This window comes from Pseudomonas sp. MM211 (genome assembly GCF_020386635.1).
Taxonomy (GTDB): domain Bacteria; phylum Pseudomonadota; class Gammaproteobacteria; order Pseudomonadales; family Pseudomonadaceae; genus Aquipseudomonas.
Genome location: NZ_CP081942.1, coordinates 2,495,013 through 2,509,686, shown reverse-complemented (window position 1 = coordinate 2,509,686; position 14,674 = coordinate 2,495,013). Strand labels below are relative to the sequence as shown.

Sequence of the window (14,674 nt, the reverse complement as noted above, 5' to 3'; positions counted from 1 at the left end):
GCCATACACCCACCTATACGACTATCCACCCTCCACGACGAAATCGAGGAAGAAGTCTTTGTAGACCAGCTTTTCGCTGGCGTAGCCCACGTCCGTGGCGTCTACGCAGAGCCGGTGAAGCGTGGGCCGGGAAGGCCAAGAAAACACCCTATCAAGGGGTGAGACGCTAGCGTCGAAATTACCCTGTAAATACATAGAAAATGCCCCGCCATGTGCGGGGTTTTCTTTTGTCTGGGTTATGTAGCCCGTCTGTAGCCCAGCAATTACGCTCCCCCAGATTCCCTTGGGTTAAACCAGACAGCTTTCCCCTCCCCTTTTGCAAAATTGCTCCAGATAACCCAAACGAAGCAAAACATGCCGCATGCATGAGCCGCGATATCGAGTCAACAGGGAATTTTCTACGTAATACAAATCCAGCTCCTGCCGGGCAGCCTCTTCGCGTTTACAGTCTTATGATTGCTACGTCTTCAGAGTGATTCCATACGTTGAGTGCTCCATACAAGACAACAGCTTTCGACTGCTGCTGGTGGGCGTAATCATAAATATCCGTTCTGGGGTGATACATACCATTTTCATGCAAGATCGCGACGTTAGCCTGATCCCCAAGATCTCTCAGAGCAACAATCCAGTTGTCCCCCTTGATCAGCTCACTAGGCTCCACATCCTCGACTCTCCCGGATGCAACCACCACTCCTTCGATAATCAATTTGTATTCCGTGCCCATGCATCACCTCCTGCTGGTTGTATTCATTCAAGTGTAGCCATACGACCATTCATCCGTGACTACAGAAGCCATACGAAAAACGTATTCATTAGGATTGCTTTAGATAATGAATACACATAACATGACAACCTCTAGACCCAATTGAATACAAAGAGGCAGGTCATGGCTCAGGTTGCGTACATTCGCGTTAGCTCGGTTGACCAGAACACAGCCCGTCAGCTCGATGGCCTGCAATTCGACAAGGTGTTCACTGACAAGGTATCGGGAGCCACCACGGATCGCCCCCAGCTCCAGGCCATGCTTGGATACGTGCGAGAAGGTGACACGATCAATGTTCACAGCATCGACCGGCTAGCCCGCTCCCTGGCCGACCTTCTGGGTATGGTCGAATCCCTCACCGCAAAGGGTATCGCTGTGCGCTTCCACAAGGAGCAATTGCACTTCACTGGTGAAGCCAGCCCAATGCAGAAACTGATGCTTTCGATGATGGGTAGTTTTGCTGAGTTTGAGCGTTCGATGATCAAGGAGCGTCAAGCGGAAGGTATTGCAGGTGCCAAGGCCAGAGGGGTCTACAAGGGACGTACAAAGACGATTGATGATGATTCGATTCGTGCAGAGGTTACTGCTGGCTTGTCATTCCGCAAGACAGCAGAGAAACTTGGCGTCTCCCTCTCGACAGTGCAACGAGCTATGCGCCCTGCCTGACTTCGAATGATGGGCTGTGCCAATGAAACACAGCTCTCCCAACTGACTCCATTAGAGCCTTCTGATCCCGCTCAGAACACGCCCTGACAGCGCGCGTGAGACGTCTACGTCGATTCCCAATACCATCGATAAGGGCTGTGCTAACGCACCTCACAACGCCTGCTAGGAAGACACACAGTGTCGCCCCCTCTGATATTTTAGAAAGACCAGCGCTCAGCAGTGGCCTGGGTGGGCTGTGTTAAGTGGCGCTCCTCTAGCGAAGCATTGATATTTTCCGGTGCAAGAACCAGAGGACGGGCCGAACAGAACCCCATTTCGGCGGGGGAAATAGCAAGGTTGTTCCCCAGGCCACGCACCAGACGGAGGATCAGGTGTATAGCGTCTTGACACGGAAAAGGTGTTGTCCGCTGTAGGTCTGAGGGGCTATCTTTAAGAGGCTTCAACCTAAAGAGGTTCAACACAGCGAGAATCCTAATGGATGATCACCCACCAATGGCTAGACAAGACAGCTCGTGTGCTGATGCCGAGCCATTGCTCGATAGCGTCACTACTGAGCTGAAAGCTGAGTTTGCAAGACTTAATAGAGAGGCAGCACTAAACGACCTATCAAGTAGAAACAATGCTACTCACGAGCGGAGAGCATTTAGCAGCTCGCCAGTTCGCGGTGTGCAACGAGAAGAGCTGACCCGACAAGCCGGCCGCCTACGCGTAATCATCAGCAGATATGAAAGTTGCAGCTTCTACCCTGAACCCACCCTCGACCACTGCGGCAGGAATTACAGTTCTGGGTTGACGCTCTTGAATCTACTCTAGAGGCACTGGCCAAGCTAAGTGCTCATTTCGCTCGCTCCCTTCAAGCAGTCCTACGTACTCCCCTCTTCCTCGACGGCCCCGAGCTGAGCGGTTACAAGCACCGCCTTCGCTGATCTCCCACACCTCGAAAAATCTTGTCTTTTCCTTTCCTTTTTTCGAACTGGGAGCATGTACTCATGCCCGCAAAAAATCGCCGTCCCCGTTCACGCCGCCGCGAGCGCCGTGCAGCAGCTATTCCGCCTCAACCTAAGCGAAAATCAAGGCATAACCCAATCCAGCCCCCTGGAAAATCGTGGCAGGATCGCCTGTTTAGTATCGTGCCGGCGCTAATCTCATTAGCCGCCGCGATCATTAACTACTTTAAGTCTTGAGGAACGCGAGTAGGGGCATGGGAGCCTTCTGGCTCCCTCCCCTTCTGTCAGCAGACGGTTAGGAGTGCTCTCAAAGGGGTGAGTTAACACCTCAGGTAGAGAGATAATCGGCTGTCGCCTCGACGTAGCGAGCTTCTGGCCCGCCAGATATTTCTCTATGGCTTTATGGCAGACTACGACGCTAGTGTTTGGCTCTGTTTCGGCGGGAGGTCAATTGGAAAAAGATAATCCTGCATTACGACCGTGCAAGCTTTGCGGCGAGAATAAAAACCTCTGCAACTCCCACATAATCCCCAAAGCCTTCTTCAGAAGAATAAAAGACGGCGACCCACAGCTTTATAGAGTTACTGTTGACTCAGACCCCATAGCCCGATCATCTAATGGTGATGAAATTCAGCGTCTCTTATGTTTCGAGTGCGAACAATTTTTCCAGAGAACATATGAAGACTACGGAACAGAGCTATTCATCAACCAGAAAAATATTTGCGAAAATGAAGACTTCGTATTCATCACCCGCTTCCAGTATGAAAAATATTATTTATTTATTATAAGCATTCTTTGGCGAGCCTCGGTATCCACGCTAAAGAACTTCAGAGAAATACATTCTCTGATAAGTGCCAATAAAATTCTTAATCCATGCTTGAGACTACAAACTCTTAATATCTCATTGAAGAACAACATTCGGCTTGACGATTTCATCAAAATCTCTGCTACCAGGATTATTGATCCCCAAGACAACATCCCTCAATCTGTTATTGACGGTGTGATGAGTGGCCTTAGTTTTGGGCGAGGAAACTCCCCAGAAGAAGGGGTGCACTATTACTTCATGGTTGATGGGTACATTATTCTCATCAACTTATACCCACCAAACTCCCCAACCCTGAAAAATTGGCATCCTAAGTGCGCTATAAAAGATAGAACATATCTTAAAATCCCTAAAATCCCTTACTACGAAATTAAAGAAGTGAAAGAAGGAATGGCAGCATTGGCACAAGCAAGAGCCCCTGAGCCGAAGAGAGGCCGTGGCAAGCAATAGGCAACGCCAACCTGCGATCTTTGAGCGCAGGAGTCAGAAAACGGGGCGAATAGAATCCCGTTTCTTGCAGTCAAATTTTCAAACTTGGGGTTGTTGGCCCGACTCCTCCCAGACCAAACGCCCTAGTCGAGCATCTGAGATAACCTTATCGTAGCGTTCAACAAAAGCAGTAAATTTAGAAGGCTCGACGCTGTAAGTTTCTAGCCATTTACCAATAGCATTACCGATGATCAAAATCAATTGATGAAGATCGAAGTAATGGACATCTCCAGCTGTCATGTGAGAGCCAAAAGGATTTCTCCCAACAAATGAAGATATGCGTCTGACATCCTTCTTAGCTACCTTCTTGCTCTCAAGGTTGCTCATGTGTAGCAACCCATTTCTATGCTCCCAAAGCTCCGCTGGCGTTATGCCGATGGGGGTTAAGTCAGCGAATTTACTTAACCAAGTGACGAATACGTTATCTTTTGTTCCGCCGTACTCAACGTAAGCCAAGCTATCAATACAAGACACAAGAAGCTTAGTCGCCGAGACGTACATACCCTTGTTAAACAGAATCTTGATCGCCTCAAAATAGTCATCATTTATCAGCTGCGTCAGATGCAAACTGCCATCAATGTGATAACGCATTAGCCAGTCTTGCATCTCGCTATTGCCTAACTTTCTATCAACATCGGCAATATCTATCGGTTCATGATCAGCTTGTTGATAATCAACCTTAATGACTCCGTTTACTACCGGAGTAACACAGAAAATAGGCTGATTTACAGGATGTTCAGCAAATACATGTGCAAACAACTTATACACGTCACCTAACCTAGCATGGGCGTTTACAGTACCAAGGGTCATGCCGGTGGGCGCACGTTCAAGCTTTGCAATTCTGAGGTCAACCTCGACACGCCTTCTAAGAAAATCCGTTTTATCTTCGTCTGACCCTTCAATCTCATGTACAACATGACCGAAAAACAAGACTCGCTCGCTATCGTCATACAGAATGAAGAGGTTGAATACCTTTTCCTTGCCCATATAAAATCCTTGAATTTAAACCTCAAACAGTAAATCGGCAGGGGGAATCCAGCCTGTAAAATTTGCCCACTGCTGGCATATACTTGTTATATCGCTCACAATCTAAGTAAACACATTTGCACTATCAGACAGGGTAGAGACAACTGTTCCCATCGTCACTCTTTCAGAATTGACCCCTTCCAAGAAATAGTGCTTAGGCATTCAACTAACTATTATTTTGGCGCGGTGTTCATGATGACTAATGAGTACTGACAATCACAATTGTGTTACCACCAAGATCACTAGCACTTAAAGCTTGGCACCACAGGTGCACTGTCAAGCATCGGACGCACTTAAGATAAAATTATGCAAAGCTCAGGAAATAAGAAAAAACCGGAGCCTATATCTACACAAGAAAACCTATGGATTCAAGCCTCCCGCAGAACGCCAACATCAATCCTTGCCGCCAGGATGCTCGCGAAATTTTGACGCCAAATCCAGAGCAGCTAACGCGTATTCCTTAGCATCAGCTGCCGCTATCACCTCCGAACTATGGGCGGCCTTGTTTCTCAGTTCCTTTAGCCGAACATAAAGTTCATACGTGGATTGACTCAAGAGCCCTTTGGTTTGCATCTCTTTAACTGAGGCATTACCTGATACCCTGCCTTTCCCTCCTCTCACAGATAGCCCGGCATGCAATGCGGCAGATATCGCCGCAAGCTCAACCTCACGCCAAGCGTCTACCACAGCTCCATTTGGTGAAAGCTCTGCTAGACGCTGCAATTGGCCGCCTTTAGAATCGTATGCCCTAGACTGACTTAAAAATCCGTTTTCTTCAGTTGTCTGCCGTGTCTCAAGTAATATAGCTCCAAATTCAGCTCTGACGCCACCAGCCTCTACCGCATTTACTCGCGCGATAACTTTTAGAACAGCTGGCCTTAAGGCCGAGGCAATGACAAGCACCGTAAATGGCCATGCCAGGATTTCAATGAGACTTAGAACTTGTCCGGCATCCATAGAACCTCCAGCATGCCTCTTAACGAGAAATGACTAACACTATATGGTTAAGACTGAGCCAATTAAAAAGTTCAGAGCCTACTAGAAAGCTTCAAACGTTTAGTGGATATATTTTCTTTTGTTTTTTTGAGATCACTTAAGCTTCTTAAAGACTGGAAATACGAAAAGCAACATGCAGCTGAAGCTCCCCAAGCACCTATTGCAAACATGTATATTAGGGTTTTAAGAGGCTGAGGAAACGGAAACAGGTTCGTCGCCAAGACCACTGCACCTGACATAAAAACCATAAACAAGCAGAGCGAAAAAACACGAAACCCTGACCTAATCAGCTCCACATTTCCCTTGCTAATTTTTTCAATGAATTTCTCTTCGTAATCAAGCTCCTCAATTTTTCTTCTTATATTTTTCTGCTTACCCTTAAGATACGCAGCGATTATTGCCGTTGCGATTAGAGAGCCTACAACCCCGATCACAACTCCAAAAGCCACTTCAGTCATCTGCATAAATCGGCAATCCTACATTTAGAAAAAATTTATCCACAAATCTCTATATTTTCGAGTGCGTTATTTTTATGTGCAACCAACACGCTTACCGCATATTGGGCAAACTGCGCTTTTTGCATAACTACTGATAACAAACCCACAACACCCACCCTCTTGTGTAGGGCCGATGCCGTCAGTCACAAACGAATCTGGCTTTTCAGCTCGGGCAAGAATTTGTAAATCCCATCGAACAGGCTCCCAAGGAGCATCTGTATATCGATGGAATTCAGCAAGGCAAATCCTAACTTCTTCAACGTTAGGATCGCAAAGCTCTACGCTTCGGTTTTCGAGAGCAAGGTTTATCAGTTCAATCAGATCACGCTGCGAAAGAAGCATTAGCGATTTCAATAGATCATCATGCCCCTTATCACTCATGATGCTTTACTCGGCTGCCAATCATTAGCCCTATCCCACAACGTATGTATGCCTCAGTCAGGCACACCTTTTCTTTCTGAATTTTTCACCCAAGATGCGATGCTACCAATAAAATCCCAAACATCGCCCTCGGCTGGTTTAACATAGCTTGGGAGCGCAGAATCCTCCCCCATAGCTTCGAATACTGTGTTCAACCAAGTCGATTTCCCCCGATCCAGCGGTAATGACTTGAGCCAGGACTCTACCTCACCAAACGGAACAACAAATATCCCATACTCACTCAGTTTAGAGAAAAAATTAGCACAAGCTTCTTTTTCGGCACCCGCTAATATGTCAATTCCGCCATCACGCTTCATGTCCTTACCACTACATTTGAAGGCGTTCAGCAGCGCAGCTCTCTCCGTTCCTAGAGACTGATGAGTAATGCCTGGGACGAATGCTCCATTCATAGGCTTGGCCCAGACCGCCCCCCTTCTTTAAGTACGTCTATATCAACTATGCCTGCTGCTGGAATTCCCAGCTCTCTCAAGGGATGGACTATATCCCAAACAGTTTGTTTATTTTGCGCATTCAAAAACAAGCAGCCTTCTATACCTCTTGGATCACCCGCCTGAAGCAATCGCTCATTTATTTCTTGATAAAACGCACGATCAGCATCAGCCTCAGCCACTATGACAGCATTGTAGAATAATGCATCAAGAACTCCGATTGAGCGGAGGAGTGGATTCCGCATTAGTGGGAGCAATCTTTCTTGGCTGAGTAGCCTGGCGGTTGAAGTATGCCCATCATACGTTACACGCACGATATTAATAGCCGCACCACCTTGAACACATCCCATAAGGAAATTTGAGCTATGTGTTGCAACGAATAGCCTCTTGTTAGTTCCAGTTAACGCGTTAGTAACCTCTTTGCCAAGTCTTGAAGAAAGAGTGGGGTGTAGAAAAGCTTCTGGCTCATCAATAAGAGTTATATAAGGCTCACCTGCAATTAGAGTTGTTAGCATTCCAACAAAAGCTTTAACACCATCACTTGCTCCCGAAAGAGGTGTTGCCTCGGAATGGAATTTCCGCGAGCGATCATCCCAACCTTGCTCCTCTCTGTTGTCTTCTGGGGCACGTGAGGATAGCCGAAGCCGAAGAAACCCAATATTCGTTGGATCTACTACAAGATACTTGCCAAAAGCTTCTTTAACGATTCTTCTAACGGACAATCGAGCCGTCTCATCTACAAAAAGCTTTGCAAGATGATTGGGAGCCTCACTAAGCAAATCACCAGCTGGCTTATCGTCTATCAGAGATAGTCTGCTTCGCCCATCAAGACGCAACGTGAAAAGAGAAAGATAGCCCGCATAATGATATCTTGGGCGAGAATTAGGACTCGTCGCGTCAGACAGCAGAGCCTCCCTATTCAGCTGCATTCGAACGGCAGAGCCATCTTGAGGGTTTAATTTCCCAACCAGAATATTATCTGCGTTGACCATCTCCCCACTAACCGGCCGCACTAAGAATTTTTTCAGCTCTTCCTCAAACTTACTACGCTCCCAGGCGAGAAAGTCGATTTTTTTTATTACTTCCCCTTCAGACGATTGAGCCGTACTTATGAATTTTTCGATTTCAATAAGAGCACGTGACTTACCACTGTTGTTAGGGCCAACAAAAACCGTTACAGGTGCGAGTGCAATTTTTAAAGCAGGTTTACCGGGGCTTGTTCCTGCCTGAAGCTCGATGTGCGTAAGCATTACTTCAATCCTTTGAGTTTTAGGACATGTTCTGTCCGTCCAAAACTTAGTCTTAGGCGGAATTAATATTTAGCTGGGGAGAATTGTGACATTTCGGATCGGGGTCAACAATAGCATATTGCCACACCGCTAAAAACTCGAAATACAATTTGTTGAAGGCCATTATTTACAGACAACCGTCCATAGCTGATCCAATCGCGTCGTGTAACTTTGACTTAACATCTCCCTCTGCATACCCCATTCTGGCTGCAGTTCTACACGTCCAGGGCGTAGCGTTCCCCTACCCCACTTGGCGTTAATCTCATCGAGGACGGACATAACCTTTGTAGACTCAACTGATTGCTGTGGAGCGAACAAGTCGCCAGTGATCTCGTTACGCTGACAAAGGTCTAGCAGCATCACTTCTGCTTTGCTGTACGAATACCCCCCCGGTAAGCCTGCTGCAGAGCCGTCAACGCATATTGAGTGATCATCCGTGTATCGTCAGTTGCCCAAGGCAGCTGCATGGTTATGCCCTTGGCGTATTTCGCTTCATCCGGGTTGTGCATCCCCGTTCGTACACCAACACGAATCTGGCGGCATACCGAGCGCTGTGATCGCAGCTTTTCACATGCTGTCGCTGTGTAGGTGGCCACGGCCTCGCGTATAGGTGCGATGTCCTGCAGACGTTTACCGAACATCCGGCTTGAGCAGATTTCCTGCTTAGGTGGTGCCGCCTCTTCCAGGCTAAGGCAAGTCACACCACGAAGCTCCCGTGCAGTCTTCTCAATCACAACGCTGAACTGCTTACGCAACGTCCATGCATCAGCTTGTGCGAGCTGCCATGCTGTCTGGATGCCTTGAGCGTTCAAATGAGCTGTCATGCGACGGCCAATGCCCCAAACAGCGCTAACAGGTAACGCCTTGAGCACTTTGTCTCGCCGCTCTGGATCACGCAGGTCAACCACTCCACCGGTTTGCTTCTGCCACTTCTTTGCCGAATGATTTGCAAGCTTGGCGAGGGTCTTAGTGGTCGCAATTCCTACGCCGGTCGGAATACCGGTGTATTTCAGTACACGGGCTCGAATTTGCCGTCCGATATGCTCCAGATCACCTTGCACGCCGGTCAGGTCGGCGAAAGCCTCATCGATGCTGTACACCTCAACAGCAGGCACCATGGATTCAATTACGGTCATCACTCGTTCGCTCATGTCTCCGTACAACGCGTAGTTACTGCTGAACGGAACAATACCGTGCCGCTTCAGCAAGCCCCTCACCTGGTGAAACGGCGCCCCCATCTCTACGAATGGCTTTGCATCCGCAGATCGTGCAATCACACACCCGTCGTTGTTACTCAGCACTACCAATGGCACCTGCTGCAGCTCAGGACGGAACACACGTTCGCAGCTGCAATAGAAACTGTTGCAGTCGATCAGAGCGATTGCCGTATCAGCCATAGCAGCGATGCTTCCGAATGCTGCTGATCACAACGCCCCAAATCATCAGCTCATCGCCCTCCAGAACGTAACGCGGTGGGTATTTTGGGTTCGCTGAACGCAGCACCAACTGATCGCCTTCACGAGCAAAAGTCTTCACCAGCGGCTCACCATTGATTGCGGCAATCACCACCTCCCCAGGAGCTGGATCAAGTGCTCGATTCACCACCAATAGGTCTCCGTCGAATATGCCGACTCCCGTCATGCTCTCCCCATCAGCACGCACGAGATAGGTTTGCGGGGCATCAATGTCTAGCAGCTCATCAAGCGAGATTCGGCTTTCGAGGTGGTCATTGGCAGGGCTTTCGAAGCCTGCAGGAACACGGAAAGAAAAAAAGGGCAGCTCAACACCGGAGCTGCCCACTGGGCCGAGGAAGGTTGCATTGCCCATGAGAGAGACCTGAGAATAATACTGTATGGATATACAGATACCAAATCAGTCGAGATGCGGTCAAAGGATGATGATGGCCATCTGACGACCGGAGAGTTCCATGTGTGGACGATTCACGCAGTACCGAACCGTTGATGAGTACGCAAAGGCTCTACAGCTGGGCCTGCTTGATGGGGATTGGGCAAAACACCTCCTGGAGCGCTACAACGTGGCTCCACAAAGCCGGGTGACGCTGTTTCATCAAGACGCATTGAGTATCTATGCCCTGCACGTTCGCTGGGGCTACGCGCCGCATTGGGCAGACGGCAAGCGTCCACCGGCTATCAACGCACGAATCGAGACGGCCAGCACGAGCAGATTTTGGGGTGCGATCTGGAAGAAAGGCCGGGTGTTGGTTCCGTCGGATGGCTGGTACGAATGGAAGAAACACCCAACCGACAAGAAATTGAAACAGCCCTACCTTATCCGGCTGAAAAGCCGCGAACCTATGTTCTTCGCGGCCATAGCTGAGCTGCCATCACCTGAGCACGAAGGCGGCGGATTTGCCCTGATCACAGCAGCGAGCGAGGAAGGGATGGTGGACATTCACGACCGCCGCCCGGTTGTCCTTCGACCCGATGTTGCTAGGGAATGGCTGCAGCCTGGACTACTGTCAGAGCATGCCGAGGATTTGCTAAGACACCACGACACGCCGGCAGATGAATTTGAGTGGTTCGCCGTGGATAAATCAGTAGGTAATAATCGAAACAACGGGGCCGAGTTGATTTTACCGAAAACTCTAATATTCTAAGTAGTATCTTTCGTCTGTAATGGCAGCACAGTCGCCTTTCGAAATAAAGCCAATCCATTCTCATTTTTAGGTTTAGAAATGAAAAGCCTTGCAATAACGAATGAAGCTAAAATTCCTCCATGGTTTGAAGATCGTTCATTCCAAGAAGGTCTTACTCGATGGAACTATTTTCCGAACCAAAAAGACGCCGCAAGTGAATTACCACCCAGTATATGCACTAAACGGTTCACTCCTGAAATTGCTAGTTTATTAGCGATAGAAAAATCAGGCAGCGAAAGAGGAATACAGGGCTTTGACGTAACTGAGTACAGAGCGACGCGCTATAACAATATCCCTAGATCCCTTGGCCTCATACACCCGCTAGCATACTCTAAGATATTTAGCGCCTTAGCTTCGCACAAAACAGACATCGAAGATGCGATGCGTGATGAAAATAGTCAAATCCAGATGGGGTACCACCTAGATGGACGTATTTTCATCATGAATTACGAAGACCAAGATAAGAAATCAGAAACAGTCATAAATCAATGCTTCGGGAAAAAATTTTTAGCACACTCGGATATATCCAACTGCTTCGGGTCTGTGTACACCCACTCTCTGGAGTGGGCAGAGTTCGGTTTAGAGCAGGCAAAAGCCAATCTAACAATAAAACCACCAATTAAATCATGGAGCGCAAAGCTCGATTCAGCGTTACAGTTATCGAAGAGAAAAGAGACCATAGGCATCCCTATTGGCCCTGCATCTTCGAGTATCGCAGTGGAAATCATTCTAGCAAGTGTTGACAAGAATCTTCGTGAAGACTTCAATTTTGTTCGCTACATTGACGATTATACTGCTTTTTGTTCATCACATGATGAAGCTCAAAGATTCATCCAGTCTTTAGACAAAGAGATCAGCAAATTCCGCCTTACACTGAGCCTATCAAAAACATCTATCGTGGAATTGCCAGAACCATTGGAAGACAACTGGATTGCACAATTGATGACATCTTTTCCTATTATGGAGCTGGAGAAGGAGAAACTCACAATTCCAAATACGAGAGATGCTATTCGCTTTCTCGATTATGCGGTACAGCTCAATAACCGGACACCAGACGCAAGCGTTATCAAATACGCAACATCAGCTGTAGCTCATCGAGTTACCGGGCACACCGCCTACAGAGTTTTTCAATATATTCTTAGTCTATGCTGGCACTACCCTGTTTTACTCCCATACCTTGAGAAGATAGACTTAGAGATAACTGAATTCATTACTGACGACATTATCGAAAAGCTAAACGCCATCATCAAAGTCAATGCTGCACATCGTCGCTCTGATGGCATTTGCTGGTGCCTATACTATTTAGAAAGATTAGAAAGCAGCCCATCAGACGAATCTGCAGATGAGATCATCAAATGCAGGGATAGCGTATCTATAACCATGCTTAGCCGATTCGATGAGCACATTGAAAAAGTTAAGCTCTATGCAAATGAACTCATCAGCAAGCACATCTATGAAAGAGACCAAAACTGGCTCTTGCTATACCAGCTTTATTACCTCGGAATGGTAGCTAACGCTTATCCTGATGAGAATACATTTGAACTCCTAAAATTTCACGAGGTTGACTTCTTCTCTAACACAGAAGAAAGCAAAGCCGAAAATTACTGCCAAATCGCTTATCATCCTTTTGCAGACTTAGAAAACATTGTGCCATATACAGAATGGTTGAAAACTTTATAACCAGCTCGCAACATCAGATGCTAGAACCTGGGCAACCAACATTTCGCCCCTCTATCTAAGGCACTCTTGGCAAGCAGTTGACCGCTCATTTCAGGCATTATCAGTGCAGAGGCGGGAAGAAGAATCAGCGCATCAGATTCTGGCAGCAACTGGGCTACATCAGCTGGTCTGCCTCCCCTCTCGCACTAGATACTTATCTACGTGAACAGCCATGCGTAGGATGCAGTTTCGATAATAAAAAAGAACACCTAAGAAGGCGCTGAATACAAAATAACCGAACAAGCCCGCATTCGTAATCCGGTCGAACTCATCCCTTTTCCCTATGTTCTCGTGGGCAACGCCACCGTAAAACACTGTATCAAATAGTTCTCGGTTCGTGGTTGACCGACTAGCATGGATTCGCACCAGACAGGGCTGATCTAATTTCTGTTTGAGTGTATTACGGGCCTCTCTGATTCCCTGAAGTAAATCGCTATCCCTTGCCCCCCATTTCTCAGCAATTTGGCCTACAAGCCTCATCGAATAACCGTCTGTATCTTGAATCATCTGTCGTAGGTTAAGGCAAAAAGATTCGAACGCTTCCTGATCTAAACCATCGTGAGCAAGCCACTCGCCTTTAAAGATTCTGTCCATGTCAGACGCACCACGCCGAGTCTGCATCCATTTCCAAAACGTGCTCGTCACTAAACGCTCAGCACGTTTTACGAATCGCCTCAAATTGTCCAAGTCCGCTAAATGATCGCTGACCATAACACTTCCCATGCACCTATATTCCTTGGGAATCCAAGAGACTCCCATTCATACTAATAACACAGAGCCATTCAGCAGAAACAAACAGATATCTTTAGATTGTGTTTTAACAATATAAATCTATCTCTTTGTCTGTCTTATATATCTATCTTACTCATGGTGCATCCTGATCCATGCGTAGCGGTCAACCTGCACCATTGGTACAGCTCATTTTGACCCAATCGAGCAGCGCTGACTGATCTAAGCCCAGTCAGGGACGTCCTCCGTACACCATTCAGGCGGGCCATCGACCATAGGGTCGGACTGCTCTCCCCGATACTCAAGGACTCGGAAATCAGGTTGATTCTCATCCTCTACGATACGTGCATCATTAGCGGCTTGCGGGAGCACTGGAGCTGTCTCAGCCATGCTGACTTTCAGGTCAGCAACGAACGTGTATCGATTGCTGCCCATACTGGCCTTCACGGTTAAATAGCCATGATCGCGTAGAGCCTGAATCGTGCGCTTCACCGTAGCGACTGATACGCCGCAAGCGTCGGCTATGGACTGCTGGGAATCAAAGTACTCGCCGCCTTGAGTCTTGAAGTAGTCGTGACGACCTTTCATCTGCAGGAAAATGATTTTGTCGTTGGCACTCAACGGCAGCAGCTCACCCGTGTTCAGCGATACGAATCGCGTAGCACTCAGGATGGTATGTGGGAGCTTCAGAAAAGTGCCTGTTGAGGCAGGGAGCTTCAGGGAAGCCGGTGTAGCGAAGGGATATTGCAGAGCGGCATTGGTAGCCATAGATGTTTCCTCCTTTTGGTCAGTTCATTTCAATAGGCAATTCCTTTCCGGGCAGTCCGGGGGTTGGTTAAGGGTGCGAATACTACATCAAATATCTAGATCAAGTCAATGCGAAGCCGTCAACCAATTATTTACAATTAGCATCGAAGGCCACCAAACAGGCCGTATAACGCACGACAGCACCGCACCCTATCAAGCCCCTACCCCAGCCCGCTAACGTGCGTTAGAACGCCTCCCGCGAGGCTTGAGGCCAATCAGATTCTGGCAATCACGATAGTTTTGCTAAGGATTATTGGGTAGAAATATTGGGTAGAATTGATCAGCTCAAGAACTTTTAATCAATTGATTTATAACGATTTTTTATTGCGGCGGTAGAAACAAAATTTGTACATCAACTACTCCGCTGCAAGTCGCTGAAAACAATGAGCTAATCATGT

13 protein-coding genes and 1 pseudogene are annotated in these 14,674 nt (G+C 47.6%); 4 read left to right on the top strand and 10 right to left on the bottom strand.

What is annotated here, in order from left to right; translation table 11 throughout:
* Positions 1 to 442: 442 nt before the first annotated feature.
* Entirely contained in the window at positions 443 to 724 is a 282-nt protein-coding gene (locus K5Q02_RS11410) for a hypothetical protein (RefSeq protein WP_225839272.1), read from the bottom strand.
* A gap of 162 nt (positions 725 to 886) precedes the next feature.
* On the opposite strand from K5Q02_RS11410, the gene K5Q02_RS11405 reads away from it, so the two are divergent.
* On the top strand, positions 887 to 1,429 hold the full coding sequence (locus tag K5Q02_RS11405) for a recombinase family protein (RefSeq protein ID WP_225839270.1): 543 nt from the start codon (positions 887 to 889) through the stop codon (positions 1,427 to 1,429).
* 1,341 nt (positions 1,430 to 2,770) lie between these two features.
* A complete protein-coding gene (locus tag K5Q02_RS11400) occupies positions 2,771 to 3,649 on the top strand; it encodes a hypothetical protein (RefSeq protein WP_225839268.1) in 879 nt (292 codons plus the stop codon).
* 78 nt (positions 3,650 to 3,727) lie between these two features.
* On the opposite strand, the gene K5Q02_RS11395 is transcribed toward K5Q02_RS11400, so the two are convergent.
* From K5Q02_RS11395 to K5Q02_RS11365, 7 genes and pseudogenes are all read right to left on the bottom strand, one after another.
* The gene (locus tag K5Q02_RS11395; RefSeq protein ID WP_225839266.1) at positions 3,728 to 4,675 is read right to left on the bottom strand and encodes a hypothetical protein; all 948 of its coding nucleotides are present in this window, start codon (positions 4,673 to 4,675) and stop codon (positions 3,728 to 3,730) included.
* A gap of 432 nt (positions 4,676 to 5,107) precedes the next feature.
* A complete protein-coding gene (locus K5Q02_RS11390) occupies positions 5,108 to 5,671 on the bottom strand; it encodes a hypothetical protein (protein ID WP_225839264.1) in 564 nt (187 codons plus the stop codon).
* Positions 5,672 to 5,742: 71 nt separating this feature from the next.
* On the bottom strand, positions 5,743 to 6,174 hold the full coding sequence (locus K5Q02_RS11385; RefSeq protein WP_225839262.1) for a hypothetical protein: 432 nt from the start codon (positions 6,172 to 6,174) through the stop codon (positions 5,743 to 5,745).
* A gap of 467 nt (positions 6,175 to 6,641) precedes the next feature.
* The gene (locus K5Q02_RS11380; protein ID WP_225839260.1) at positions 6,642 to 7,037 is read right to left on the bottom strand and encodes a hypothetical protein; all 396 of its coding nucleotides are present in this window, start codon (positions 7,035 to 7,037) and stop codon (positions 6,642 to 6,644) included.
* Positions 7,034 to 8,326 carry an ATP-dependent nuclease gene (locus K5Q02_RS11375; RefSeq protein WP_225839258.1) on the bottom strand — a complete coding sequence of 431 codons (1,293 nt, stop codon included), beginning with the start codon at positions 8,324 to 8,326 and terminating at the stop codon, positions 7,034 to 7,036. The genes K5Q02_RS11380 and K5Q02_RS11375 overlap by 4 nt, the downstream gene beginning before the upstream one ends.
* 162 nt (positions 8,327 to 8,488) lie before the next feature.
* Positions 8,489 to 9,762, bottom strand: a pseudogene (locus tag K5Q02_RS11370) (Y-family DNA polymerase).
* Positions 9,755 to 10,192, bottom strand: coding sequence for a LexA family protein (locus K5Q02_RS11365; RefSeq protein WP_075933145.1), 438 nt, complete (start codon positions 10,190 to 10,192; stop codon positions 9,755 to 9,757). Before K5Q02_RS11365 ends, K5Q02_RS11370 begins: the two are co-directional and overlap by 8 nt.
* A gap of 100 nt (positions 10,193 to 10,292) precedes the next feature.
* Here K5Q02_RS11365 and K5Q02_RS11360 point away from each other — a divergent pair, with 100 nt between their 5' ends.
* Positions 10,293 to 10,982, top strand: coding sequence for an SOS response-associated peptidase (locus K5Q02_RS11360; RefSeq protein ID WP_225839257.1), 690 nt, complete (start codon positions 10,293 to 10,295; stop codon positions 10,980 to 10,982).
* A 78-nt stretch (positions 10,983 to 11,060) separates the two neighbouring features.
* Positions 11,061 to 12,701, top strand: coding sequence for an antiviral reverse transcriptase Drt4 (gene drt4 / locus K5Q02_RS11355; RefSeq protein ID WP_225839255.1), 1,641 nt, complete (start codon positions 11,061 to 11,063; stop codon positions 12,699 to 12,701).
* A 159-nt stretch (positions 12,702 to 12,860) separates the two neighbouring features.
* On the opposite strand, the gene K5Q02_RS11350 is transcribed toward drt4, so the two are convergent.
* Positions 12,861 to 13,334 carry a hypothetical protein gene (locus K5Q02_RS11350; RefSeq protein ID WP_225839253.1) on the bottom strand — a complete coding sequence of 158 codons (474 nt, stop codon included), beginning with the start codon at positions 13,332 to 13,334 and terminating at the stop codon, positions 12,861 to 12,863.
* A 357-nt stretch (positions 13,335 to 13,691) separates the two neighbouring features.
* A complete protein-coding gene (locus tag K5Q02_RS11345) occupies positions 13,692 to 14,237 on the bottom strand; it encodes a helix-turn-helix domain-containing protein (RefSeq protein WP_225839252.1) in 546 nt (181 codons plus the stop codon).
* Positions 14,238 to 14,674: the final 437 nt, after the last annotated feature.

Excerpts from the sequence above, each read along its gene's own strand:
- K5Q02_RS11400 (WP_225839268.1), top strand. The coding sequence starts at position 2,771 with ATGGCTTTATGGCAGACTACGACGCTAGTGTTTGGCTCTGTTTCGGCG.
- K5Q02_RS11360 (WP_225839257.1), top strand. The coding sequence starts at position 10,293 with ATGTGTGGACGATTCACGCAGTACCGAACCGTTGATGAGTACGCAAAG.
- K5Q02_RS11375 (WP_225839258.1), bottom strand. The coding sequence starts at position 8,326 with ATGCTTACGCACATCGAGCTTCAGGCAGGAACAAGCCCCGGTAAACCT.
- K5Q02_RS11350 (WP_225839253.1), bottom strand. The coding sequence starts at position 13,334 with ATGGACAGAATCTTTAAAGGCGAGTGGCTTGCTCACGATGGTTTAGAT.
- K5Q02_RS11390 (WP_225839264.1), bottom strand. The coding sequence starts at position 5,671 with ATGGATGCCGGACAAGTTCTAAGTCTCATTGAAATCCTGGCATGGCCA.
- K5Q02_RS11365 (WP_075933145.1), bottom strand. The coding sequence starts at position 10,192 with ATGGGCAATGCAACCTTCCTCGGCCCAGTGGGCAGCTCCGGTGTTGAG.
- K5Q02_RS11385 (WP_225839262.1), bottom strand. The coding sequence starts at position 6,174 with ATGCAGATGACTGAAGTGGCTTTTGGAGTTGTGATCGGGGTTGTAGGC.
- K5Q02_RS11345 (WP_225839252.1), bottom strand. The coding sequence starts at position 14,237 with ATGGCTACCAATGCCGCTCTGCAATATCCCTTCGCTACACCGGCTTCC.
- K5Q02_RS11405 (WP_225839270.1), top strand. The coding sequence starts at position 887 with ATGGCTCAGGTTGCGTACATTCGCGTTAGCTCGGTTGACCAGAACACA.
- drt4 (WP_225839255.1), top strand. The coding sequence starts at position 11,061 with ATGAAAAGCCTTGCAATAACGAATGAAGCTAAAATTCCTCCATGGTTT.
- K5Q02_RS11395 (WP_225839266.1), bottom strand. The coding sequence starts at position 4,675 with ATGGGCAAGGAAAAGGTATTCAACCTCTTCATTCTGTATGACGATAGC.
- K5Q02_RS11380 (WP_225839260.1), bottom strand. The coding sequence starts at position 7,037 with ATGAATGGAGCATTCGTCCCAGGCATTACTCATCAGTCTCTAGGAACG.
- K5Q02_RS11410 (WP_225839272.1), bottom strand. The coding sequence starts at position 724 with ATGGGCACGGAATACAAATTGATTATCGAAGGAGTGGTGGTTGCATCC.